This is a genomic window from Paractinoplanes bogorensis, from assembly GCF_018829635.1.
GTDB lineage: Bacteria > Actinomycetota > Actinomycetes > Mycobacteriales > Micromonosporaceae > Actinoplanes > Actinoplanes bogorensis.
In genome coordinates this window covers 120,762-143,591 of record NZ_JAHKKG010000005.1, presented here as the reverse complement: position 1 = coordinate 143,591, position 22,830 = coordinate 120,762, and the positions used below count along the sequence as shown (strand labels likewise).

Sequence of the window (22,830 nt, the reverse complement as noted above, 5' to 3'; positions counted from 1 at the left end):
GCCGGTCAATACCCGACTTCGCCCGAGGGCCTTACAGTGTGTGCCGTGACCGGGACCAGAAAACCGCGCCGCGCCACCGTGCATGACGTGGCCGCGGCCGCCGGCGTGTCCCGGGGCACGGTCAACCGCGTGCTCAACGGCGGCTACGTGTCGACCGACGCCCGCGCCGCCATCGAGGCCGCCATCGCCGAGGTCGGCTACGTGCCCAACCGCGCCGCGAGCAACCTGGCCCGCCAGCGCTCCCAGGCCGTCGGCTTCCTCGCCCTCGAACCCCACTCACTGCTGCTGGAAGACCCCAACATCGGCGCCATCATGCTGGGCGCCAACGCGGTGCTGTCGCTGGCCGACCACCAGATGGTCAGCCTGGTGATCGACTCCGACCGCGACATGCAGCGGGTCGGGCGCTACCTGAGCGGCGGCTTCGTCGACGGGGCGATCATCGTGTCGGCCCGCTCGCACGACCCGATCACCCGGCTGATCGCCGAGATCAAGCTGCCCGCCACGTTCGTCGGACACCCGCCCGACCTCGATCGCAGCATCCCGTTCGTCGGCATCGACAACATCGGGTCGTCCCGGGCGATCACCGAGCGCCTGCTGGCCACCGGCCGCACCCGGGTCGGCATGATCGCGGCCGCGCTCGACCGCGACTCCGGCGCCGACCGCCTGGCCGGATTCCAGCAGGCCCTGGGTGATCTGTTCGACCCCACGCTGGTGGTCGACGTGCCGCTCTACGACTACGCGTACGGCGTCAAAGGCATGCGCGCCCTGCTCGACCGGGAGCCCGCCCTGGACGGCGTTTTCGCCGCGTCGGACGCCGTTGCCGCCGGCGCTCTGGAGACGTTGCGCGAGGCCGGCCGCCGCGTCCCCGAAGACGTGGGCCTGGTCGGATTCGACGACAGTTCCTGGGCTCTGCGCACCCAGCCACCACTGTCGACGGTCCACCAGCCTGCCCGCGACATAGGACGCAACGCCGCCGAGTCGGTGCTGCGCCAGATCGCCGGCGACCCGGTCGAGTCGGGCGTGCTGCTCGACTCCCCCGTGGTCTGGCGCCAGTCCGCCTGATGGAGACGCTCGAGTGGACGGGCGGCATCGACGCCTGCTGGAACTACTGGATGTGCGTGCCCACAACCGACCGGGCCGGCGTGCTGTCGGCGCTCGGCCTGGAACTCCTGCGCCGATCGAGCTTCGACGAAGCCGGCGAGATCATCAACGCGCTTGCCCACGAACACGACGAGACGATCAGTCTCGTCTTCGTGACGCCGCCGATCGACGGTTGGACCGCGGTCATAGGTCCCTGGTGCGACGCGTTCAACGCCCGGCGCGCCCCGGATGCACGAGCCCTGGTCGAGCGTCTCAGCGTTGCCTTCGGCGAGGCCCACGCCTTCTATTTCGGTTCGCAGAACGACGGAAACGGCTGGATGATCGCCCGCGACGGCGAGACCGTACGGCTGTGCGCCGACCAGTCCGCGGTGACGCCGATCGGCGAGTCCCTCCCGATCGAGCTGGAGTGGCTCACCCGCCTCGGACTCGAACCCCCGGTCGCCGACCTGGACGACGACGACAACTTCGAGTTCTTCTACGAGTGCTCGGCCCTGGCCGTCGCTCGGGCGATCAGCGTGGACACCGTCTGGGGCCTGCCCGCCACGGCCCCGCGCGGCGACGGTGTTCTGGCCGCCCGATCAGACGACGAGACAGCCCGCCGGTGGTCAACGCCTGACGATTGACGCGCCACCGACGGGTGCCCCACGCCACGGACCGGGTGCTCGACCTCGTCAGACCGCGGGCAACTTGGTCAGCGCCTCCGACACCGCCTCCGCCGACAGCGAATGGTCCACCATGTCGCCCGACAGGAACTTTCCGTACGCCGGCAGGTCCAGGTGCCCGTGTCCGCACAACGCGGTCAGGATCACTTTGGACTCGCCGGTCTCCTTGCAGCGCAACGCTTCCTCGATGCATGCGGCCAGCGCATGAGTCGGCTCCGGCGCAGGAATGATGCCCTCCGAGCGGGCGAACGTCACCCCCGCCTCGAAGCACTCGCGCTGCGTCTTGGCCACCGCCTCGATCAGGCCCAGCTCGTAGACGTGCGAGATCAGCGGCGCCATGCCGTGGTAGCGCAGGCCCCCGGCGTGGATCGGGTCGGGGATGAAGTCGTGGCCCAGTGTGTGCATCTTCATCAGGGGCGTCATGCCGGCCGTGTCGCCGAAGTCGTACGCGTAGACGCCCTTGGTCAGCGACGGGCACGACGCCGGCTCGACCGCGCGGATGACCGGCGCCATCCGGCCGGACAGCTTCTCGCGCAGGAACGGGAAGGCCAGCCCGGCGAAGTTCGACCCGCCGCCGGTGCAGCCGACGATCACGTCGGGGACGGCGCCGACCTTGGCCAACTGCAGCAACGCCTCTTCGCCGATCACCGTCTGGTGCATCAAGACGTGGTTGAGCACGCTGCCGAGCGCATAATTCGTGTCCGGATGCTGCGCGGCGACCTCGACCGCCTCACTGATCGCGATGCCGAGCGAGCCGGGCGAGTCCGGGTCGTCGGCCAGGATCTTGCGACCGGCGGCGGTCAGCTCCGACGGCGACGGGTGGATGGTGCCGCCGAACGTCTCGATCATGATTTTGCGGTACGGCTTCTGGTCGTACGAGGCCCGCACCTGCCAGATCTCGCACTCGAGTCCGAACTGGCCGGCCGCGAAAGCAAGAGCCGTCCCCCACTGCCCGGCACCGGTCTCGGTGGTGAGCCGGCGGATCCCGGCCGCTGCGTTGTAGTACGCCTGCGGCACCGCGGTGTTCGGTTTGTGCGACCCGGCCGGTGACACCCCCTCGTACTTGTAATAGATCTTCGCCGGGGTGCCGAGCGCCTTCTCGAGCCGGTGGGCGCGATACAGCGGCGACGGCCGCCACAGTCGATAGACGTCGAGCACCTCTTCGGGAATGGTCACGAACCGCTCGTCGGTCACCTCCTGCTCGATCAGCGACATCGGGAACAGCGGCGCGAGATCCTGCGGCCCGATCGGCTGCAGGGTTCCCGGATGCAGCACCGGCGGGGGCGGGCTGGGCAGGTCCGGCACGATGTTGTACCAGCTGCGGGGCATCTCCGACTCGGACAGCGGAATCTTCGTAGCGGCGTCATCGCTCATCGCCCGATCATCGGCCATGCGCCGGGCGAATGGCGAGATGCTCACCCGGCCGCCGGTGAGAAATTAGTCAACAGGCGTTTACATCCGACGGAAGGCCGTTACGCTGGTCGGGTGACATCCAGCTCCGCCCCGATCAAGCGCCGCGACGCCACCCGCACCCGGCAGCTGCTGCTCGACGCCGCCCGGCACCGGTTCGCCAGCGACGGCTACGCGGCCACGACCGTCCGCGACATCGCCGACGACGCCGGGGTCAACGTGGCGCTGATCAGCCGCTACTTCAGCTCCAAGGAGGGCCTGTTCGAGGCCTGCCTGACCAGTTCGGTCGACGAGATGCGCCGCACGGCCGGCGGCGCCCGCCTCGACGAGGTCGCCGAACGCATCGTCGAACAACTCGCCGGCATCGACTCCGACGGCTTCCCGCGCCATCTGGTGCTGCTGCTGCGCTCCTCCGGCGACGCCCGCGCCGACGAGATCCGGGTCGGGATGCTGCGCACCTTCGCCGAAAAACTCGCCTCCCTCGCCGGCTGGACCGAGGGCGACGACGAACTGCTGCTCCGCGCCCAGGTCACCATCGCCGCCTCGCTCGGCATCGCGCTGCTGCGCTCCAACACCAGACTCGAGCCGCTCGGCTCGGCCGGCCGCGAGGATCTGATCGGCCCGGTCACCGACCTGATCACTGCCATCTTGAGAAAACCCTGATTCCCGTACGCCACGTCGTCGCACCAACCGCACCAACCCTGAACCCGAGGCTCGCGCGGCCACCGCGCGGGGAACGGCCGTAGCGCGAGCGCCGGGATGTTCCCGGTGGTCAGGCTTTCCAACCCCGTAGGGTCGACTCATGCTCGACCTGCTCCGCCCCGTCATCGTCGCCCCGATGGCCGGCGGCCCGTCCACCCCCGCGCTCGTCAATGCGGCCACCGCATCGGGAGCGACCGGATTCTTGGCCGCCGGTTATAAATCGCCGGAAGCCGTCGAGGACGAGTTGCGTGCCGTTCACGGTCCGTACGGCTTGAACATCTTCGTCCCCGGCCCACCCCCACCCGATGTGGCCGCACTGGAGCGCTACCGTTCGCTGCTGCAGACCGAGACCGACCGCTACGACGTCGAACTGCCACCTCTGCGCCTGCACGACGACGACCACTTTGCGGCAAAGGTCGACCTGGCCGTCACCTATGCGGTCCCGCTGGTCAGCTTCACCTTCGGCGTCCCGGACCGCACCGTGGTGACCGCCCTCCCGCAGGCCGGATCCCGAGTGCTGATCACCGTGACGAACGCCGACGAGGCCGCCCGAGCCCTGGCCGCCGCCCCCGACGCCCTGATCGTGCAGGGCGGCAACGCCGGCGGCCACTCAGCGACAACATCACCCGGGTCCTACCGCGGCGACGTCTCAGCCCTGGACGTCCTGGCCACGATCAGGGCCGACATCCCCTTGGTGGCCGCAGGCGGAACAGCCTCGGCCGCCGCCGTAGCCCGCTTCCTAGACGCCGGGGCCATCGCCGTGCAGTGCGGCACCTATTTCCTGCTGGCCGACGAGGCCGGCACCCGCCCCGCCCAGCGCGACTTCATGCAGTCCACCCGCGCAACCGGCACGATCGTCACCCGGGCGTTCACCGGCCAGCCCGCCCGAGCCCTGAACAACCGCTTCACCAGCACTTATACGCCGACCGCACCGATCGGCTACCCAGCCGTACACCACCTGACGGCCCCGATCCGGGCCGCCGCCGCGCGCGCCGGCGACCCCGAGGCCCTCAACCTGTGGGCCGGCACCGGCTTCCGCGCAGCCCGCCCAGCCCCAGCCGCAAACCTGATCGCCGGCCTGCTCCCCACCGAGTAACCAGCAGACGCACGACCGGGTCTGTCCCGCACAGAGTGATCGGTCTTCCGCCACGCAAGGCGCCAGAAGCTGTCTCAGCGTCATGCCGGTCTGATCACTGTCGTCCGGCATGTGGCAAACGGTCATTGTGCGGCGACCTGTGCAGTAGTGCGGCTCTGGCAGGATTTTCGTAGCGCGAGTTGTGGAGATCCGGCTCGGTTATCGGGTTCTGCATCGTCAGCGCCGGCGCCTGGTGGGCCGTGTGTCAGTCGGCGGCCGACTTTTCCATGGACACCAAGACCGGCGCGGTCTTGCCGGCCGGCCACCAACGCGCGCCGACTCCCGCGTTGATCAGCGTCAGCAGCCCCGCGGCGGACACGATCAGGAAGCCGAGTGTTCCGCCCCGGTAGGTGGCGATCGCTCCAGCGGCTGACAACCCGATGGCCTGACCGCCCATGAGGCTTCCGTCCACGATGGACATACCCTCGTTCATGCGTTCCTCCGGGGTCAGCTCCTGCAACAGACCCAGAGTCGTGATCATGGTCGGCGCGTTGGCCGCGCCGACGAGGAACGTCCACAGTCCGAACAGCACCAGATTGCCGCCGATGAGCAGGGGGACGGGCAAGAGGCAGGCGCACAGGATGGCGGTGACCGCGAGGGTGCGACGGCGGATGTCGCCCTTGAGCTTGAGCGTGCCGTAGAACAGACCGGACAGGCAGGCGCCGAACCCGATCAGGGCCAGGAAGATGCCGGAGTGCGACCGGGAACTGTGTAAGGAGACGTAGGTGACCGTGGCCAGTTCCATGGCGCCTATAGCGATGCCCAAGATGGGGAAGAAGGCCATGGTGGAAGCGATGTGGGGCACCATCAGCCGGCCGCGCTTCTGGCCCTCCTCGATCACGACCGGGGCCGGCTCGGTCGCGCGCTGCGCGGCGAACAGCAGGGTCCCGATCAGGAGCAGGGCATTCGCGGCGTACAAACCGGCAGCCGGGCCGATCGCCCCGCACAGCAGTCCGGCCGCAGCGGGCCCGGTGATGAAGACGATCTCGTCCACGACGCGCTCGAACGAGTTCGCGGTGTGCATCATGTCCGGTTGATCGCGGTAGATGCGAAGCCACCGGGCCCGGGCCATGGTCCCCACGAACGGGCTGGTGGCCGAGAAGGCGTAGGTGACGTAGATCGCCCATGCCGGTGCTCCGTACTGAGCGCAGAGCACGGTGCCGGTGCACGCGACGACCGATATCACCGTGGCCGGCACGGCGACCCGTGCCTGCCCGTAACGGTCCACGAGCCGTCCCACCATAGGCGTGCAGACAGTCATGGCGATGAGGCCGATCGCCGCCACCAGGCCGGCTGTGGCGTAGGACCCGCTGGTATCGAAAATGAGAAGCAGAATGCTTACCCCGTACATCCCCATGGGGTACCGGGCGACAATTCCGGCGAGGGTGAATGCCGCACTGCCCTTCGCCGAGAACAGTTGGCGGTATTGGCCCAGCACTGAAAATGCTCCTCTTGACGGGTGCGAAGACGTCGCTGGGGTGAGCCCAGGAGGCGTCTGCCGTCACTTGTCTGCAGGGGCATGTGCTCTGTTCGGACCGTCCCAACGCCGATCATGGTGTCCGGTGCCTCAAGAGACTGTCCACCCGATTTTCTCGCCTCTGATCAGCCGGCGTCCCGTTCGAGCGCAGAGGGAAAGGAGCAAAGGGCGAGTGTCAGTACACGTACGGCCAGGCCGATGATGACCAGCCCAGCAGGTTGATGCCCAGGCGAGCGTCGCCGGCATTCGTGTAGTAGTGGTACACCAGCACGTCCTGGCTGCCGTCGGTGAAGACGGCCGGATGACCCGGACCGTGGATGCTGTCGTGACCGGCCAGGATCTCGGTGCCGCCGCCGGCCGTCATGGCTGTCCCGGCCTGATCGACGTACGGGCCGGTGATCGACTTGGACCGCCCGACCATCACGCGGTAGGTGCTCGACGCGCCGCGGCAGCAGAAGTCGAACGCCACGAACAGGTAGTAGTAACCGCCGTGCGCATAGATGAACGGCGCCTCGACCGACTTGCTGTTCACGAACCGCTCGGCCAGGTTGACCATGCTGCTGTCGGCCCGTTTGCCGGTTGACGGGTTGAGCTTGACCAGCTTGATGCCGCTCCAGAACGAGCCGAGGCTCAGCCACCACTCCCCCGACGCGGTGACCGTCAGGTTGGGGTCGATGGCGTTCCAGTTGCTCGACGCCGTGCTCTCGATGACCAGGCCCTGGTTGGTCCACGAACCGGCCGCCCCGGTGGTGCTGGTGGCCAGGAAGATCGCCGATCGGCTGGAGCCGAACGACGAGGCCGAGTAGTACATGACGTACTTGCCGCCGCGGTAGGAGACGTCCGGCGCCCACAGGTTGGCGTCGCCGTTGGTGTAGGGGTTGGCCCACGACGTGCCGTTGGGGAAGGCCCGCCCGGCGTCGGCAAACGCGATCCGGTCGTTCGACGTCTTGAGCGTGATGCCGGCGCCGGTGGTCGCGAGCAGGTATCCGCCGGTCGGCCGTTTCACGATCGTCGGGTCGTGCGCCCACGTCGACCCGGTGACCGTGCCCGGGTTCGGATAGGTGGCCGCGTCGGCCGCGCTGACCCCGAAGACACTAGCCAGCACGACGGTGACGCCGACCAGAAGAAGTTTCCGCATAGAAGTCCAGTGGCGGCGAGAGCGGCAAAGGTTGCCCGCCGGAACGGAATCACTCCCGGATCGTCATGCGGGACACCCGGTCTCCCTCGACCTGGAACGTGAAGTGGCTCGGGCCGTTGAAGCCGTTGCCGCCCACCGTCGCCAGCACGGTGGTCTCATCGCCGGCGCGCGAGACGGAGACGACCTCCAGGCTGACCTGCTTCCCGATGAACTCGTTGTCGCTCCAGCCCCGGATCGCCGAAGCACCCCGGAACTCGCGTCCCCAGTCGTCGACCACGCCGTCGGGGGTGAAGGCGGCCAGGAACGCCGCGGTGTCGCCGGCGTTGGACACATCGAGCAGGCGCTGAATCGGCTCGTCGAGCTGGTCCATCACAACTGTCCTTCCGAAGGCAAGCCAGTAGATTGATCCAGTGAACCTCGCGAACGCCGCCGACGCCGCCTCGCACGGCTGGCTGGACTCCCTCCGACGGCTGGGCGGCACGCAGCCGACCGGCTTCTTCGAGCAGACCGCCGCCGGCACCGCCGTGATCGTGACGGGTGTCCCGTTCGCGTCGCTGAACGGTATCGCCTCGATCAGCCGCACCCCGTGCGTGGACGAGATCTCGGAGCTGTCCGACTCGCCGCGTCTGCGCGAGGTGCCGTGGACGATCAAGGTGCGCGGCGATGCCGTCGACCCGGAGGTCGTCGCCGTGGCCGACGACCACGGCCTGGCCAAGCGGGAGTCCATGCCGCTCATGCTGCGTGGGCTGACCCCGGACGACGCGGCCGGGGTGCCCGGCGTCCAGCGTGTCACGGGCACCGGCAGCATCCCCTATCAGCGGACGCTGGCCGCCGGGTTCGAAGGCCCCGAGCCGCTGTTCGCGGTTTTCGCCGACGCCGCCGTGCTCGAGGCGCCCGGCATGAGCGGTTACGTCGTCGAGGCGGACGGGGTTCCGGTCGCCACCGCGTTCGGGGTGATCACCGGCGACATGGTCGGGGTCTTCAACGTCGCCGTGCCGCCGGCCTTCCGCCGCAAGGGCTACGGCCGCCAGGCCACCGCAGCCGTGCTGGCCGACGGCTACCGGGCCGGCGCGCGCACCGCGTTCCTGCATTCGAGCGAGGCCGGGATGCCGCTCTACGAACAGATGGGTTTCCAGCTCGCCGAGAACTGGTCGGTCTTCGCGGCTATTTGACCAGCGTCAGACCGGGCCGCCCGGTGGACGGAGGGTCGGACGGCGGCGGTGTAGAGAAAGACGGCGGGCGACGCCGTACGGAACGAACAACCAGCACACCGAGCAGCACCGCCGTGGCGTCCCGCAGGAACAGATAGCCGACCTCGACCGCCGCCAGGTCAGTGTCGACGACCTTCTGCAGCACGGCCCCGGCCAGGGCGGCCACCGCGGCGGCCCCGGCCACGCGAGCCAGGGCGGGACCGGTGCGACGGAACCGGTCACCGTGCCCCAGCCAGTAGCCGGGCAGCCAGCGGTCGAACAGCCACGCGAACAGCAGCGCCGGCACCACCTGGGGTACCGCCTGCACCACCGAGCTCAGGAAGTCGTGGCTCTGGCCGGGCGCGAGCACCGCGAGCACGCTGAGCGCGATCACGTCGAGGTTGCGGCGGCCGAACCGGGCCTGGGCGACCAGCCAGAGCGCGCCGGCGACGGCGGCGGGCCAGAGGACGCGGACACCCGAGACGGACGCGGTCGTGGCGAGCCCGGCGACCGTGGCCAGCAGGTAGAGCACGCCGAAGGCGACGGTCCGGAGCACGTATCGGGACAGGTTCACACTGCACCTCAACAAAGGCAGGGGGACCCTATGATCGGCCACCGGGCCCCTGCGGTTGAGGATTCAGTCGCGTACGCCCGAACCGCTCTTGACCGGCTCCCGCCGCTGCACCGTGTGCTTGGTCCGCGCGGTCTCGCACTCTTCGCCCACGATCGCCAGGAAGCGGCGCTCTTTGCGGGTGCCCTTGGACGACCAGGCGCTGCCCACGCGACGCCACCAGCTGCGGGCCTCGGCGTTGGCGAACAGGTCCTCGAGGTTGAAGCGCAGGGCCTTCTCTTCGAGCTTGCCGATGTGCCAGAGCGTGTTCCAGTGCGCCATCCACAGGCTCATGCCGATCGCGGTCTTGCGTTCGTCCGCCGGCGGCCGGTCGGTGGCGTTGTAGTCCAGCTCGGGGTGGTCGAGCATCAGCTTGATCAGCTCGAAGTGACGTTCGCGGACGTCGACCGCCTGCGCGGTGCGCGCCTGCTGCTGCTGCACGACGAGGGCGATCGCGACGGCGAGGAGGGCGGCAATCGACACGATTGTTGGTAGATCGGTCATCATCACTCTCGGTTTCCTTGTGCGTCGCTCCGGCCCAGGTCGGGGGGCCTGGCGCGGAGGGACGCGGACGATCAGGGCGCGTGGTTCCCCGTAGCTCTCACGTGGACGAATACGTGGGCGAACACGTGGCCGCATTCGCCGACAACGCAGTCAACCACCGCGATCACGTGAGCAGTTGCGATGTAGTTCGTAGCCGACAGTGTCGTGATCCTGTCGCTCGCTCGGAGTATTGTCAGGGCGGCCGGAATGTGCGTGCGCAGGTCACGATGCATAGGCCTCCGTGCGTAGGACCATTCGTCCATGCGGAAACCTTTCCCCATCCGGCCGCTCCGCGTACCTTCTGTCGCCTGGACCGCCGAAAACGGCGAACGAGTAGAACCCCTCATAGGCCCGCATTTCGGGCATCGATCAAGACCGTTTCCCGTACGCGATCAAGCGCCCCCAGACGCAGGCACCCCGCGGAAACAGCAAGGGTTCCGGCCAAATTTGGCGTCCTGCACCTATCCCCGTACATGGATGTAACAAGGACGTAACGGAGGCTTGACCCGCCCCGGCCGGAGCAGCCATGTTTGCGTTCACCAAAGACTCGTGGGACCGATCCGCAAAGGACGAACAGCATGCAGACACGTCCTGCGCCGCCGAGTTCCCGCGACCGGCGCACCCCCGTCATCGGCGTGATAGCGCAGAACACCACGCTCTACGGCCCGGCCGGGATGGTGCAGGCGATCGGCGACGCCAGCCTCGACGCCGACCTGCCGGTCACCATCGGGCACGTCTCCGGCTACGACGCGGTCGCCGCGTCCCGTCGCCTCGTCCGCCGTCTCACCGGGCAGGGCATCGCCGGCCTGATCGTCATCGCGCCGGTTGATGCGGCGGCCGAGATGCTCGAGGCCGTCCCGGCCGGTCTGCCGGTGGTGACCGTGGACGGCCCGCCCGGCTGCCCGACCTCGAACGTCTCGGTCGATCAGCACGCGGGCGGCGTCCTGGCCACGCGTCACCTGCTGGCCAACGGCCACCGCACGGTCTGGCACGTGGCCGGCCCCGAGCAGTGGCACGGCAGCCGGGCCCGCGAGGCCGGCTGGCGGGCGGCCCTGGCCGAGGCCGGGGTGCCCGCACCCCCGACGGTCCGGGCCGACTGGTCGGCCGCGTCCGGCTACCGCTGCGGGCGGCTGCTGGCCGAGAATCCGTCCTGCACCGCGGTCTTCGCCGCCAACGACGACATCGCGCTCGGCGTGATGCGGGCGATGGCCGAGAGCGGCCGCCGCATCCCGGACGACGTCAGCGTGGTCGGCTTCGACGACGTACCCGAGGCCGGGTACACCTGCCCCGGCCTGACCACGGTGCGCCAGGAGTTCGCCGAGGTCGGCCGGGAGGCTCTGCGCCTGCTCCTCGACCAGCTCGGATCGGGGCGGCCGGCCACTGAGTCCGTACGGCTGGAACCGGTCCTCATGCCCCGTGGGACGGTGTCGCCCGCGGGGTAAGGGTTAGGATCCGTCTCGTGGATCACGCGACAGACCCTAGCCGAGCGCCTTCTTGTACTTGGTGCAGTAACTGGTGATGCTGGCGACGACCAGGAAGGCGTCGCCGGCATCGGTGTAGGGGTAGGCGTCGGCGGCCTGGATCTCGCGCAGCGTGGAGACGATCGCGGCCTTGGCCGGCTGAGACTGGTTGTACGCCTTCACACGCCCGCAGACGTACACGCCGATGTCGCGCATCCGGCGGCTCGACTGCCCCGCGTAGATCGCCCGGTCCGGGTTCTGCCTGCTCGTCATCATCTGGATGAACGTACGGTCGGCTACGTTCGACGACGCGCTCGCCGTCACCTTTCCGGCCGAAGCGACCGGCGCTGCCTCGGCCGGCGACGCCGCCACCAGGCCCCCCGCGGCGAGGGCGGCGGCCAGAACGGACGTGGTGGCAAAGCGAGGGATGCGCACTGGTGTTCCTAACGATCAGCGAATTCGTGTGTCGGAGCGGCCCATCGGCCGCCCCTCCCCCGACCTGAGACGAATCCGCTACCGGGTTGCTCCGAGCCCCCGGAAGAACGCGATCACGTCACCGACCAGCAGGTCAGGGGCCTCGATGGCAGCGAAGTGACCGCCCCGGTCGAACTCCGACCAGTGCACGACGGTGTTGTTCTCCTCGGCGAAGCGGCGGATCGCGACGTCCTCGGCGAAGTTCGCGACACCGGTCGGCACCTCGCTCCGGGCCGGCCAGTTCCCCGAGTGCATGCTCTCGTAGTACATGTTCGCGGTGGAGCCGGCCGTACGCGTGAGCCAGTACAGCGTCACGTCGGTCAGCACCCGGTCGCGGTCGGGGAAGCCGCCGACGCTCCACTCGTGGAACTTCTCGACGATCCAGGCCAGCTGGCCCACCGGCGAGTCGACCAGCGCGTGGGCCAGGGTCTGCGGGCGGGTGGCCTGGATCTGGAAGTATCCGTGGCCGTCCGACAGGAAGCGCTGGATCCGCTGGTAGCGGACCTGCTCGGCGGGGGTCAGCGTGGCCGGGTCGACCTCGGCATACGGGATGAATCCGCCGCTGGCCGCGTTCACATGGATGCCGACCACATGCTCGGGGTCGACCCGGCCGAGGTCGGGGGCGACGAACGCGCCGAAGTCGCCACCCTGCGCCCCGTACCGGTCGTAGCCCAGCCCGGCCATCAGGGCGGCGATCGCCGTCGCGTCCCGGCGGCTGTCCCAGCCCGGCCCGGCCAGCGGCGCCGAGAACCCGAAACCGGGCAGCGACGGGATGACCAGGTGGAAGCCCGCCTCGGTGAGCGGCCCGATCACGTCGAGGAACTCGACGACCGACCCCGGCCAGCCGTGCAGCAGCACCAGCGGCAGCGCGTCCGGCACGGCCGAGCGCACGTGCAGGAAGTGGATCCGCTGCCCGTCGATCTCGGTCGTGAACTGCGGGTAGGCGTTGAGCGTGGCCTCGGCCGCCCGCCAGTCGTACTTCGTGGCCCAGTAGTCGGCCAGCTCCCGCAGGAAGTCGACCGGTACGCCGCGTTCCCACGGCTCGCCGGGCAGTTGCGGCCCCCAGCGGGTGTTCGTGAGGCGCGACCGCAGATCGAGCAGGTCGGCCTCGGGCACGTCGATCCGGAACTCATGAATCTCTGTCATGGATCGAACGCTATGCGCCCATCAGGCCAGTTTCTGTCCTGAGATGGGCCCGGCGGGCGGGCTCCGCCGGGCCCGAGTGGTGTAGGAGGACGGTCAGAAACCGCGGGCCAGCCGGTAGTAGGCCTGGTTCCAGCGGATCTCCCGGGTGAACGCACGGATTTTCGTGTCGGCGTCGATGACCAGCAACTCGGTCGCCAGCATCTCGGCCAGGTCGGTCAGCTCCTCGGTGCCGACAGCCGACGACAGCACCGTGTGGTGCGGGCCGCCCGCGGTCAGCCAGGCCTCGGTCGACGTGGAGAAGTCGGGGGCCGGCTTCCACACCGCCCGCGCGACCGGCAGCCGGGGCAGCGGCTCGGAGGGCGGCACGACCTCGATCTCGTTGGCCACCAGGCGGAACCGCTCGCCCATGTCGGTCAGCCCGACGACCACGGCCGGGCCGGGGGCGGCGTCGAAGACCATCCGGACCGGGTCCTCGCGGCCGCCGATCCCGAGCGGGTGGATCTCGAGGCGTGGGGTGCCGGCCGCGATCGACGGACATACTTCGAGCATGTGCGCGCCGAGGATGCGTTCCCGGCCGGGTGTCAGGTCATAGGTGTAGTCCTCCATGAACGACGTGCCGCCCGGGGCCATCGCCTTGAGCGTGTGCAGCAGCACCGACGTCTTCCAGTCGCCCTCGCCGCCGAAGCCGTAGCCGTCGGCCATCAGGCGCTGCACCGCGAGCCCGGGCAGTTGCCGCAGCCCGCCGAGATCCTCGAAGTTCGTGGTGAACGCCCGGAAGCCGCCCGCCTCGAGGAACCCCCGCATCCCGAGCTCGATACGCGCCGCGTACCGGAGCGGCTCCGAGTCCACCAGATCGGGCGCGACGACGTACCGGTCGGAGTACTCCCGGACGAGCTTGTCGACCTCCGCATCGAGCACCTGGTCGACCACGGCCACCAGATCATTGACGCCGTACGTGTTCACCGAGACGCCGAACCGCAGCTGGGCCTCGACCTTGTCGCCCTCGGTCACCGCCACGTCCCGCATGTTGTCGCCGAAGCGGGCCAGCCGCAGCGAACGCATCGCCGCATACCCGCGGGCGGCCCGCACCCAGGTGGCGATGCGGGCGACCACGCGCGGGTCGGAGACGTGGCCGGCCACGGTCTTGCGGGCGACGCCGAGCCGGGTCTCGATGTAGCCGAACTCGCGGTCGCCGTGCGCGGCCTGGTTCAGGTTCATGAAGTCCATGTCGATGTCGGCCCACGGCAGCTCGACATTGGCCTGGGTGTGCAGGTGCAGCAGCGGGGTGCGCAGGGCGTCCAGGCCGGCGATCCACATCTTGGCCGGCGAGAACGTGTGCATCCACGCGATGACCCCGACGACCTGCGGCGCGGCGTTGGCCTCCTGCAGCAGCCGCAGGATCGCCCCGGATTCGGTGAGAACCGGCTTCCAGACGACCGTGACGTCGAGCCCGGCCGCGAGCTCGTCCGATATCGCGCGCGACTGAGCCGCTACCTGATCCAGAGTGGAAGGGCCGTACAGTCCCTGGCTCCCGGTCAGGAACCAGATCTCGTGCTCGCTCATTGCTGTCCTTCCATCAGGGGCTGGCCGTAGACGTTCTGATACCGGTCGAACAGCCGGTCCACGGCGGTTGCGGGCAGCCGGTCGATCGGACCGAGCTGGCGGGCCAGGTGCAGGGTGCGCGCGACGTCCTCGCACATGACCGCGGCCTTGACGGCCGACTTCGCCGTCGGGCCGATCGTGAACGGCCCGTGCTGGCGCATCAGCACGGCCGGGGAGCGCGACTGGCGAAGCGTTTCGACGATGCCGCGCCCGATGTCGTCGCTGCCGATCAGCGCGAACGGGCCGACTGGGATGTCCCCGCCGAACTCGTCGGCCATGGCGGTGATCGAGCACGGGATCGGCTCGCCGCGGGCGGCCCAGGCCGTGGCGTACGGGCTGTGGGTGTGCACGACCCCGTTCACTTCGGGCATGTGCCGGTAGACGTACGCGTGCGACGCCGTGTCGCTGGACGGGCTGTGCTCGCCCTCGACCAGGTTGCCGTCGAGGTCGCACACCACCATCGACTTCGGGGTCAGCGCGTCGTACTCGACCCCGGACGGCTTGATGACCAGCAGATCCTTTCCCGGTACGCGGGCCGAAACGTTCCCGGCCGTCCAGGTGACCAGTCCCCACCGGGTCAGATGACGGTGCAGATCGCACACCTCGGCCCGGATGTCCTCGAGATTCATCCCTTGAGTGCCTCGTTCCGGATAGCGCGCAGCCGGTGCAACGTTTCGTTCTGGAGGCCGAACCAGTCGTGCAGCGCCGAGTACTCGGCATACAGCCGGTCGTAGACGGCAGCGTCGGCCGGCCGCGGCTGGTACACATCGCGCTCGACGCGGCCCATCACCGACGCCGCGTCCGCCACGGACGGGTAGGCGCCGGCCGCCACCGCGGCGTGGATGGCCGACCCCAACGCCGGCGCCTGCTCCGACGTGGCCACGCTGAACGGCCGGCCCAGCACGTCGGCGTAGATCTGCATGACCAGCGTGTTCCGCTTGAGACCGCCGGCCGCGACGAGTTCGGTCACGGTCACGCCGGCCGCCTCGAACGTTTCAACGATCTTCCTGGTCCCGTACGCGGTGGCCTCGATCAGCGACTTGTAGATCTCGAACGGCCGGGTGGCCAGGGTGAGTCCCGCGATCACCCCGGACAGGTGATGGTCGACCAGGACCGACCGGTTGCCGCTCTGCCAGTCCAGCGCGACCAGGCCGTGTGCCCCGGCGGGCTGCTCGGCGGCCTGTGCGGAGAGCGATTCGTGCGTCTCGTCGCCGAGGCTGTCCACGTACCAGCCGAAAATGTCCCCGACCCCGCTCTGCCCGGCCTCGTAGCCGTAGAGGCCGGCGATGATGCCCCCGTCGACGACGCCGCAGATGCCCGGCACCGCGGTGAGCGCCGACGAGCTCATCACATGGCAGGTCGATGTGCCCATGACCAGCAACATCTGCCCCTCGCCGACGGCCCGGGCGGCCGGCGCCGTGACGTGCGCATCGACGTTGCCGACGGCGACCGCGATGCCCTCGGGCAGCCCGGTCCACTCGGCGGCGCGGGCGGTCAGGCCACCGGCACGGTCGCCGAGGGCCGAGATCGGATGGGTCAGCCGGGTGTCGGCGAAGTCGGCGAATTCCGGATGGAGCTCGGCCAGGTATTCCTTGCTCGGATAGCCGCCGTCCTGGTGGATGCCCTTGTATCCGGCCGTGCAGGCGTTGCGGGTCTCGCGTCCGCAGAGCTGCCAGATGATCCAGTCGGCCGCCTCGATCCAGCGCTCGGTGGCGGCATAGACCTCCGGGTCCTCCTCGAGCAGCTGCAACGCCTTGGCGAACTGCCACTCGGACGAGATCTTGCCGCCGTAGCGGTCGATCCAGGGCTCGCCCCGGCGATGGGCCAGCTCGTTGATGCGGTCGGCCTGCGGCTGGGCGGCATGGTGTTTCCAGAGCTTCACGTACGCGTGCGGCCTTGTGTCAAAGGCAGGTGTCCGGCAGAGCGGGGTGCCGTCAGCCAGCGTGGGCAGCACGGTGCACGCGGTGAAGTCGGTGGCGATGCCGATGACCTCGGACGGGTCGACGGCCGCGGCGACCACCGCGGCCGGGACGGCGATCCGCAGCACGTCCAGGTAGTCCTCCGGGTCCTGCAACGCCCAGTCCGGCTCGAGCGGCTGCCCGGTGGCGGGCAGGGTGCGCTCGATGACACCGTGCCGGTACTCGTGGACCGCGGTGCCGACCTCGGCGCCGTCGCCGACCCGGACGACCACGGCGCGGCCGGAGAGGGTGCCGTAGTCGACCCCGATCACGTACTGGGGCATCTATCTGGCCTTTCTCGTGACGAGACGCTGCAGGACGATGAAGGCGAAGAGCAGGATCCCGACCACGATCCGGGTCCACCACGAGTTCAGGTCGCCCTGGAACGTGATGATCGTCTGGATGAGACCGAGCACCAGCACGCCGAGCAGCGTGCCCAGGACATACCCGGAACCGCCGGTCAGCAGGACGCCGCCGATCACCACCGCGGCGATCGCGTCGAGCTCGAGTCCCTGGCCGTGCAGGCTGTAGCCGGAGGACGTGTAGAAGCTGTACAGAACGCCGCCGAGCGAGGCGCAGAAGCCGCTGAGCGTATAGACGGCGATCCGCGTACGGCCAACCGGAAGTCCCATGAGCAGGGCGGAGTCGGCGTTGCCACCGATCGCGTAGACGTTGCGGCCGAACCGGGTCCAGGCCAGCACGAGGGCCGCGATCAGCACGACGATCAGGGCGATCACCACGTTGAGCGAGATGAAGACGCCCTGGTCGAACCGGAACCGCATCTGGGCCATCCGGGTCCAGAAGTCGTCGGTGATCGGGATCGAGTTGCGGTTGATCAGCAGGGACAGACCGCGGGCCAGGAACATCCCGGCCAGCGTGGCGATGAACGGCTCGACCTTGAAGAAGTGGATGATCGAGCCCATGCCGAGGCCGATCACGGTGCCGATCAGCAGCACCAGCGGCAGCACGACGCCCGGGGGCCAGCCGGCCGCCAGCAGGGTCGCGGCGACCGTGGTGGTCAGGGCGATCACCGCGCCGACGGACAGGTCGATGCCGCCGGTCAGGATCACGAACGTCATGCCGACCGCGACGACCAGCAGGAACGCGTTGTCGACGAAGACGTTGAGGATGACCTGGGTGTCGCCGAAGCCGTCGTAGTTGTAGACGCCGACCGAGTACATGACGATCAGCAGGGCGAGGGTGGCCAGCACCGGGATGTGCCGGGTGTTGGGCCGGTAGATCCGTCGGCCGCTTCCTCGTGTCTTCGGACCGGCGGTCGGCGGGGTGGTCGTGTCGATCATGCGGTCACCGTCCGTTTTGCTGCGAACCGGCCGAACACCTTGGCCCGGAACGTGGCCGACTGGGCCAGGCAGAGAATGATCACGACGACGGCCTTGAACAGCAGCGTCGTCTCGACCGGGACGCCGACGCTGACCGCGGTGATGTCGAGCGTCGTGATGATCACCGCGCCGAGCACGCTGCCGGCGATCGAGAACCGGCCGCCGGTCAGGGCCGTGCCGCCGAGGACGACGGCGAGGATGGCGTTCAGCTCGATCAGGTTGCCGGCCGCGTTGCTGTCCGCGCTCGATACATCCGAGCTGTAGATCAGGCCGGCGACTCCGGCGAACGCGGCCGCGAAGACGTACACCATGATCGTGATCCGCCGGGCCCGGATGCCGGCCAGGCGGCTCGCCGTCGGGCTGCCACCCACGGACTCCAGGAGCAGTCCCAGCGCCGTACGCCTCGTCAGCGCCACGGTCAGCGCCACCGCGGCCGCCGCGATCAGGAAGCTCACCGGCACCGACAGGAAGTAGCCGGCCCCGATCACGCGGTAGGGCGACGAGTGCACGTTGAGGATCTGCCCGCCGGTGATCAGCTGGGCCACGCCGCGGCCGGCCACCATCAGGATCAGCGTCGCGATGATCGGCTGGATCCCGAGCACCGCGACCAGGAAGCCGTTCCACAGCCCGAAGACCAGGCACAGCACGATCGCCGCGCCGACCACGAGCAGCACCTTCGTGGTGGAATCAGGATTGCTCAGGTCGCCGATCAGCAGGCAGGCCAAGGCGCCGGAGATCGCCATCACCGACCCGACGGAGAGGTCGATGCCGCCGGTCGCGATGACCAGGGTCATGCCCAGCGCGACCAGCACGAGCGGGGCGCTGCGGCGCAGGACGTCGATGAGCGAACCGTAGAGATGCCCGTCCTGCAGCGTGATGGTGAAGAAGTTGTCGGAGAAGACCAGGTTGCTCGCGAGCAGCACCACCAGGACGGCGATGGGCCAGAACAACCGGTGTCGGATCAGGTTCGTCATGGGGTGACTCCGCCGGCGATGGTCTGCATGATGCGGTCGGCGTCCACGTCGTCGCCGTTGGTGAGTTCCTCGACCAGCCGCCGGTCGCGCAACACCTCGATCTTGTGGCTGAGCCGGAGGACCTCCTCGAGCTCGGCGCTCACGAAGAGCACGGCCATGCCGCCGTCGGCCAGCTGGGCGACCAGCCGCTGGATCTCGGCCTTGGCGCCGACGTCGATGCCCCGGGTCGGCTCGTCGATGATCAGCAGCCGGGGTTCGGTGATCAGCCAGCGGGCCAGCAGCACCTTCTGCTGGTTGCCGCCGCTGAGGTCGCGGACCAGCCGCTCCGGGTCGGCCGGGCGGATCTGCAACGCCTTGACGTAGCGGTCGACCAGTTCGTCCTGGCGGCGCCGGGGAATCGGCCGGGTCCAGCCGCGCTCGGCCTGCATGGCCAGGATGATGTTCTCGCGGACGGTCAGCTCGCCGATGATGCCCTCGGTGCGCCGGTTCTCGCTGGAGAACGCGATGCCCTTCGTCATGGCATCGCGCGGGCTGCTCAGTCTGGCCGGCTTGCCGTCGATCGTGAGCTCGCCGCTGTCCGGGCGGTCGGCGCCGAACAGCAGACGGGCGAGTTCGGTGCGTCCCGATCCCAGCAACCCGGCCAGGCCGACCACCTCACCGGCGTGGATCGTGAGATCGAAGGGAGCGATCGCGCCCGTACGGCCGAGGTTGGTCGCCCGGATCAGCGGCTCACCGCGTACGGGAACCTCTCTGGTCTGTTCTTCGATCTTCTCCAGCGCCTCGAGTTCCTTGCCGATCATCTTGCTCACGAGCTGCATCTGCGGCAGATCGGCGGTGCGGTACTCGCCGATGAGCTTGCCGTTGCGCAGCACCGTCATGCGGTCGGCGATCTCGTAGACCTGGTCGAGGAAGTGGCTCACGAAGAGGATGGCGGTGTTCTGGTCCTTCAGGCGGTGCATGATCGCGAAGAGCTGATCCACCTCGTCCTTGTCCAGGCTGGACGTCGGCTCGTCGAGGATCAGCACCTTGGCCTGCAGGTCGACCGCCCGGGCGATGGCCACCATCTGCTGGATCGCCAGCGAAAAACTGTCGAGCTGGGCCGACACGTCGATGTCGAGGTCGAGGCGGGCCAGGCTCCGCTTCGCCCGCTTGCGCATCTCGGACCACTGGATGCGGCCGAAGCGGCGGGGCTCACGGCCGATGTAGATGTTCTCGGCCACCGAGAGGTTGGGACAGAGGTTGACCTCCTGGTAGACGGTGCTGATGCCGGCCTGCTGGGCCTGGAGCGGGCCGGTGAAGCGGACCTTCTCACCGCCCAGCTCGATCTCGCCCCCGTCGATGTCGTAGACCCCGGTCAGCACCTTGATGAGCGTCGACTTGCCGGCCCCGTTCTCGCCCATCAGCGCGTGGATCTCGCCCGGGGCCAGCCGGAAGTCGACGCCGTCGAGCGCGACGACGCCGGGGAAGACCTTCTTGATGCCGGTCATCTGCAGGACCATGTGTTCTCCGTTCGGTGATGGGCCGCCGCCTTTCGGGGGTCGGCGGCCCACCGGCCTTCAGTACTTGCGGTCGGCCAGGACTTCCTTGGCCTGTTCGGGCGTGAAGGTGGTCTCCTCGGTGAGCACCCGCTGCGGGATGGTCTGACCGTCCTGGACCTTCTTGACCAGGTCCATCAGCTGTGGGCCGAGCAGCGGGCTGCACTCCACGATGAAGTTGATCTTGCCTTCGGAGAGCGCCGTCATGCCGTCCTTGACCGCGTCGACCGTGATGATCTTGATGTCGGTGCCGGGCTTCTTGCCGGCCGCCTCGATCGCCTCGATCGCACCCAGGCCCATGTCGTCGTTGTGCGCGTAGAGCACGTCGATCTTGGGCTGGGACTTGAGGAACGTCTCCATCACGGCCTTGCCGTCGGTGCGGGTGAACTGGCCGGTCTGCGACGCCACGACCTTGAACTTGGGGTCGGCCTTGATGACGTCGCCGAAACCGGCCTTGCGGTCGTTGGCCGGCGCCGCGCCCGGGGTGCCCTGCAGCTCGACGATGTTGACCGGGTCGGTCTTGCCCTCGTACTCCTTGACCAGCCAGTCGCCGGCCTTCTTGCCCTCGGCGACGAAGTCCGAGCCGATGAAGGTCTTGTAGAGCGACGTGTCGGGGTCGTCGATCGCACGGTCGGTCAGGATCACCGGGATGCCGGCGTCCTTGGCCTCCTTGAGCACGGTGCCCCAGCCCGACTCGACCACCGGCGAGAAGGCGATGACGTCGACCCGCTGGGTGATGAACGAGCGGATCGCCTTGATCTGGTTCTCCTGCTTGCCCTGCGCGTCCGAGAACTTCAGGTCGATGCCGGCGCTCGCCGCCGACTCCTGGATCGACTTGGTGTTCGCCGTGCGCCAGCCGCTCTCCGCGCCGACCTGCGAGAAGCCGAGCGTGATCTTGTCGTCGCCGCCGCCGCTCGATCCGGCGTCGTCACTGCCACCACAGCCCGCCATGGTCGACGCGAGCAGGAGACCGCCTGCCACCGCAATCGAAAGTCTCTTGAGCACTGGATCCTCCAGGTCGTGTTAACGTTCACAGAGTCGAGATCCGGCGCATCGCGGGGATGTCGAGCGGCCGGCGTCGTATCGCTGTCGTTGCCGCGCGTCCCGATGGGCTCACTCTCCGGACCCGCGTTCCGGAAGTGTTACCGTTCTCAACATCGCCGTCAAGGCCTCGCCGCCGGTTTGTTACCGACAGATTGCCGATTCCCGCCAGGTGCAGGAAGACCTTGTCGGGATCGATGGACATGAGGCACCGTCGCCGTACACTGTGCGCGCTCACATCGGGCGATTCCTTGGGGGTTTCGTTGCCGTCCAGAAAGGTCGACGCCGGGCCTCGCCTGTCGGTCATGCGCGACGTCGCGAAGCTGGCCGGCGTCTCCCACCAGACCGTGTCGCGCGTCCTGAACGACCACCCCAACGTGCGGGCCGAGACCCGGGCCCGGGTGCTCGAGGCCATGCGGTCACTGAACTACCGGCGCAACCTGGCCGCCCGCACCCTGGTCACCCGGCAGTCGGACACGCTGGGCATCATCGGCTTCGAGACCACCCTGTTCGGGCCCGCGTCCATGCTCTACGGCATCGAGAGCGCCGCCCGCGACGCCGGATACATGGTGAGCATTGCGTCCGTACGCGATCTGGACCGTCGCCAGGTGCTCGAAGCCGTGGACCGCCTGACCCAGCACTCGGTGGACGGCGTCATCGCGATCGCCCCCAAGCAGTCCGTGACGCACGCGCTGGCCCAGGCCCCACCCTCCCTGCAATGCGTGGCCGTCGGCGGCGCGGGCGAATCAGACGCAGCCCCCACCGTCTCGATCGACAACGCGCTGGGCGCCCGCCTGGCCACCCAGCACCTGCTCGACCTGGGCCACGCGACCGTCCACCATGCCGCCGGCCCACCCGACTGGCCCGAGTCGGTCGAGCGCATCGAGGGCTGGCGCCGCACGTTGTACGCGGCCGGCGCCCAGGTGCCCCCGGTCGAGCACGGCTGGTGGGACGCCGAGTCCGGCTACGCGCAGGGGCAGGCGCTGGCCCGCGACCCCTCGGTGACCGCGATCTTCTGCTCGAACGATCGGATCGCGCTGGGCGTGTTACGGGCTCTGCACGAGGCGGGCAAGCGGGTGCCGGACGACGTGAGCGTGGTCGGTTTCGACGACATGCCCGACTCCGGCTATTTCGTGCCCCCACTCACGACGGTGCACCAGGATTTCGGCGAACTCGGGCGGCGCAGTCTCGCACTGCTGCTCGAACACATGACGTCGGCCGCTGATCATCAGCCACCGGAACAGGTGCTGGTCGCGCCCGAGCTGATCATCCGCGCCAGCAGCGGACCTTCGCCCGGTCGTTGATGATCGACTGCTGCCTTAGGGGCGGGCC

22 protein-coding genes are annotated in these 22,830 nt (G+C 69.0%); 7 read left to right on the top strand and 15 right to left on the bottom strand.

Features of this window, described 5'->3' with window-relative positions; all coding sequences use genetic code 11:
- Positions 1-45 precede the first annotated feature (45 nt).
- Positions 46-1,062, top strand: coding sequence for a LacI family DNA-binding transcriptional regulator (locus tag KOI35_RS16105; RefSeq protein WP_308121025.1), 1,017 nt, complete (start codon positions 46-48; stop codon positions 1,060-1,062).
- A complete protein-coding gene (locus tag KOI35_RS16100; RefSeq protein WP_215788267.1) occupies positions 1,062-1,724 on the top strand; it encodes a hypothetical protein in 663 nt (220 codons plus the stop codon). The genes KOI35_RS16105 and KOI35_RS16100 overlap by 1 nt, the downstream gene beginning before the upstream one ends.
- A gap of 48 nt (positions 1,725-1,772) precedes the next feature.
- Here the strand turns inward: KOI35_RS16100 and KOI35_RS16095 are convergent, their stop codons facing one another.
- Positions 1,773-3,137 (bottom strand): TrpB-like pyridoxal phosphate-dependent enzyme, encoded by a 1,365-nt coding sequence (locus tag KOI35_RS16095; RefSeq protein WP_215788266.1) that lies wholly within the window; start codon positions 3,135-3,137, stop codon positions 1,773-1,775.
- Positions 3,138-3,248: 111 nt separating this feature from the next.
- Between KOI35_RS16095 and KOI35_RS16090 the strand changes: the two genes are divergently transcribed.
- Positions 3,249-3,836: a TetR/AcrR family transcriptional regulator gene (locus tag KOI35_RS16090; protein WP_308121024.1), complete on the top strand. Its 588-nt coding sequence runs from the start codon at positions 3,249-3,251 to the stop codon at positions 3,834-3,836.
- 139 nt (positions 3,837-3,975) lie between these two features.
- The gene (locus KOI35_RS16085) at positions 3,976-4,971 is read left to right on the top strand and encodes a nitronate monooxygenase (RefSeq protein ID WP_215788264.1); all 996 of its coding nucleotides are present in this window, start codon (positions 3,976-3,978) and stop codon (positions 4,969-4,971) included.
- A 244-nt stretch (positions 4,972-5,215) separates the two neighbouring features.
- On the opposite strand, the gene KOI35_RS16080 is transcribed toward KOI35_RS16085, so the two are convergent.
- The 3 genes from KOI35_RS16080 to KOI35_RS16070 all read right to left on the bottom strand — a co-directional run bounded on the left by KOI35_RS16080 (position 5,216) and on the right by KOI35_RS16070 (position 7,995).
- On the bottom strand, positions 5,216-6,448 hold the full coding sequence (locus tag KOI35_RS16080; RefSeq protein WP_215788263.1) for an MFS transporter: 1,233 nt from the start codon (positions 6,446-6,448) through the stop codon (positions 5,216-5,218).
- 214 nt (positions 6,449-6,662) lie between these two features.
- Positions 6,663-7,625 (bottom strand): arabinan endo-1,5-alpha-L-arabinosidase, encoded by a 963-nt coding sequence (locus KOI35_RS16075; protein ID WP_215788262.1) that lies wholly within the window; start codon positions 7,623-7,625, stop codon positions 6,663-6,665.
- A 49-nt stretch (positions 7,626-7,674) separates the two neighbouring features.
- Positions 7,675-7,995, bottom strand: coding sequence for a nuclear transport factor 2 family protein (locus KOI35_RS16070; RefSeq protein WP_215788261.1), 321 nt, complete (start codon positions 7,993-7,995; stop codon positions 7,675-7,677).
- Between the two features lie 40 nt (positions 7,996-8,035).
- Between KOI35_RS16070 and KOI35_RS48925 the strand changes: the two genes are divergently transcribed.
- The gene (locus KOI35_RS48925; protein WP_215788260.1) at positions 8,036-8,797 is read left to right on the top strand and encodes a GNAT family N-acetyltransferase; all 762 of its coding nucleotides are present in this window, start codon (positions 8,036-8,038) and stop codon (positions 8,795-8,797) included.
- Here KOI35_RS48925 and KOI35_RS16060 read toward each other — a convergent pair.
- A complete protein-coding gene (locus tag KOI35_RS16060) occupies positions 8,790-9,389 on the bottom strand; it encodes a hypothetical protein (protein WP_215788259.1) in 600 nt (199 codons plus the stop codon). The two genes, KOI35_RS48925 and KOI35_RS16060, sit on opposite strands and share 8 nt — an antisense overlap.
- Before the next feature lie 63 nt (positions 9,390-9,452).
- The gene (locus KOI35_RS16055) at positions 9,453-9,908 is read right to left on the bottom strand and encodes a DUF6082 family protein (protein ID WP_215788258.1); all 456 of its coding nucleotides are present in this window, start codon (positions 9,906-9,908) and stop codon (positions 9,453-9,455) included.
- A gap of 638 nt (positions 9,909-10,546) precedes the next feature.
- On the opposite strand from KOI35_RS16055, the gene KOI35_RS16050 reads away from it, so the two are divergent.
- Positions 10,547-11,410 carry a substrate-binding domain-containing protein gene (locus tag KOI35_RS16050; RefSeq protein WP_215788257.1) on the top strand — a complete coding sequence of 288 codons (864 nt, stop codon included), beginning with the start codon at positions 10,547-10,549 and terminating at the stop codon, positions 11,408-11,410.
- 36 nt (positions 11,411-11,446) lie between these two features.
- Here the strand turns inward: KOI35_RS16050 and KOI35_RS16045 are convergent, their stop codons facing one another.
- The 9 genes from KOI35_RS16045 to KOI35_RS16005 all read right to left on the bottom strand — a co-directional run bounded on the left by KOI35_RS16045 (position 11,447) and on the right by KOI35_RS16005 (position 21,408).
- Positions 11,447-11,863, bottom strand: coding sequence for a hypothetical protein (locus tag KOI35_RS16045; RefSeq protein ID WP_215788256.1), 417 nt, complete (start codon positions 11,861-11,863; stop codon positions 11,447-11,449).
- Positions 11,864-11,941: 78 nt separating this feature from the next.
- Positions 11,942-13,048: an epoxide hydrolase family protein gene (locus KOI35_RS16040; RefSeq protein WP_215788255.1), complete on the bottom strand. Its 1,107-nt coding sequence runs from the start codon at positions 13,046-13,048 to the stop codon at positions 11,942-11,944.
- A gap of 93 nt (positions 13,049-13,141) precedes the next feature.
- A complete protein-coding gene (araA, locus tag KOI35_RS16035) occupies positions 13,142-14,611 on the bottom strand; it encodes an L-arabinose isomerase (RefSeq protein ID WP_215788254.1) in 1,470 nt (489 codons plus the stop codon).
- Positions 14,608-15,279 (bottom strand): L-ribulose-5-phosphate 4-epimerase, encoded by a 672-nt coding sequence (locus tag KOI35_RS16030; RefSeq protein WP_215788253.1) that lies wholly within the window; start codon positions 15,277-15,279, stop codon positions 14,608-14,610. The genes araA and KOI35_RS16030 overlap by 4 nt, the downstream gene beginning before the upstream one ends.
- Positions 15,276-16,892: a ribulokinase gene (locus tag KOI35_RS16025; RefSeq protein ID WP_215788252.1), complete on the bottom strand. Its 1,617-nt coding sequence runs from the start codon at positions 16,890-16,892 to the stop codon at positions 15,276-15,278. The genes KOI35_RS16030 and KOI35_RS16025 overlap by 4 nt, the downstream gene beginning before the upstream one ends.
- Entirely contained in the window at positions 16,893-17,909 is a 1,017-nt protein-coding gene (yjfF, locus tag KOI35_RS16020) for a galactofuranose ABC transporter, permease protein YjfF (RefSeq protein ID WP_215788251.1), read from the bottom strand. It lies immediately after the preceding gene.
- A complete protein-coding gene (locus tag KOI35_RS16015; RefSeq protein ID WP_215788250.1) occupies positions 17,906-18,922 on the bottom strand; it encodes an ABC transporter permease in 1,017 nt (338 codons plus the stop codon). Before KOI35_RS16015 ends, yjfF begins: the two co-directional genes overlap by 4 nt.
- Positions 18,919-20,421 (bottom strand): sugar ABC transporter ATP-binding protein, encoded by a 1,503-nt coding sequence (locus KOI35_RS16010; protein ID WP_215788249.1) that lies wholly within the window; start codon positions 20,419-20,421, stop codon positions 18,919-18,921. The genes KOI35_RS16015 and KOI35_RS16010 overlap by 4 nt, the downstream gene beginning before the upstream one ends.
- A gap of 57 nt (positions 20,422-20,478) precedes the next feature.
- The gene (locus KOI35_RS16005) at positions 20,479-21,408 is read right to left on the bottom strand and encodes an ABC transporter substrate-binding protein (protein WP_215788815.1); all 930 of its coding nucleotides are present in this window, start codon (positions 21,406-21,408) and stop codon (positions 20,479-20,481) included.
- A 395-nt stretch (positions 21,409-21,803) separates the two neighbouring features.
- Here KOI35_RS16005 and KOI35_RS16000 point away from each other — a divergent pair, with 395 nt between their 5' ends.
- Entirely contained in the window at positions 21,804-22,802 is a 999-nt protein-coding gene (locus KOI35_RS16000) for a LacI family DNA-binding transcriptional regulator (protein WP_215788248.1), read from the top strand.
- Positions 22,803-22,830 lie beyond the last annotated feature (28 nt).

Coding starts and splice junctions, on each gene's coding strand:
- KOI35_RS16100 (WP_215788267.1), top strand. CDS start 1,062: ATGGAGACGCTCGAGTGGACGGGCGGCATCGACGCCTGCTGGAACTAC.
- KOI35_RS16095 (WP_215788266.1), bottom strand. CDS start 3,137: ATGAGCGATGACGCCGCTACGAAGATTCCGCTGTCCGAGTCGGAGATG.
- KOI35_RS16085 (WP_215788264.1), top strand. CDS start 3,976: ATGCTCGACCTGCTCCGCCCCGTCATCGTCGCCCCGATGGCCGGCGGC.
- KOI35_RS16075 (WP_215788262.1), bottom strand. CDS start 7,625: ATGCGGAAACTTCTTCTGGTCGGCGTCACCGTCGTGCTGGCTAGTGTC.
- KOI35_RS16070 (WP_215788261.1), bottom strand. CDS start 7,995: ATGGACCAGCTCGACGAGCCGATTCAGCGCCTGCTCGATGTGTCCAAC.
- KOI35_RS16050 (WP_215788257.1), top strand. CDS start 10,547: ATGCAGACACGTCCTGCGCCGCCGAGTTCCCGCGACCGGCGCACCCCC.
- KOI35_RS16040 (WP_215788255.1), bottom strand. CDS start 13,048: ATGACAGAGATTCATGAGTTCCGGATCGACGTGCCCGAGGCCGACCTG.
- araA (WP_215788254.1), bottom strand. CDS start 14,611: ATGAGCGAGCACGAGATCTGGTTCCTGACCGGGAGCCAGGGACTGTAC.
- KOI35_RS16030 (WP_215788253.1), bottom strand. CDS start 15,279: ATGAATCTCGAGGACATCCGGGCCGAGGTGTGCGATCTGCACCGTCAT.
- KOI35_RS16025 (WP_215788252.1), bottom strand. CDS start 16,892: ATGCCCCAGTACGTGATCGGGGTCGACTACGGCACCCTCTCCGGCCGC.
- yjfF (WP_215788251.1), bottom strand. CDS start 17,909: ATGATCGACACGACCACCCCGCCGACCGCCGGTCCGAAGACACGAGGA.
- KOI35_RS16015 (WP_215788250.1), bottom strand. CDS start 18,922: ATGACGAACCTGATCCGACACCGGTTGTTCTGGCCCATCGCCGTCCTG.
- KOI35_RS16010 (WP_215788249.1), bottom strand. CDS start 20,421: ATGGTCCTGCAGATGACCGGCATCAAGAAGGTCTTCCCCGGCGTCGTC.
- KOI35_RS16005 (WP_215788815.1), bottom strand. CDS start 21,408: ATGGCGGGCTGTGGTGGCAGTGACGACGCCGGATCGAGCGGCGGCGGC.
- KOI35_RS16000 (WP_215788248.1), top strand. CDS start 21,804: ATGCGCGACGTCGCGAAGCTGGCCGGCGTCTCCCACCAGACCGTGTCG.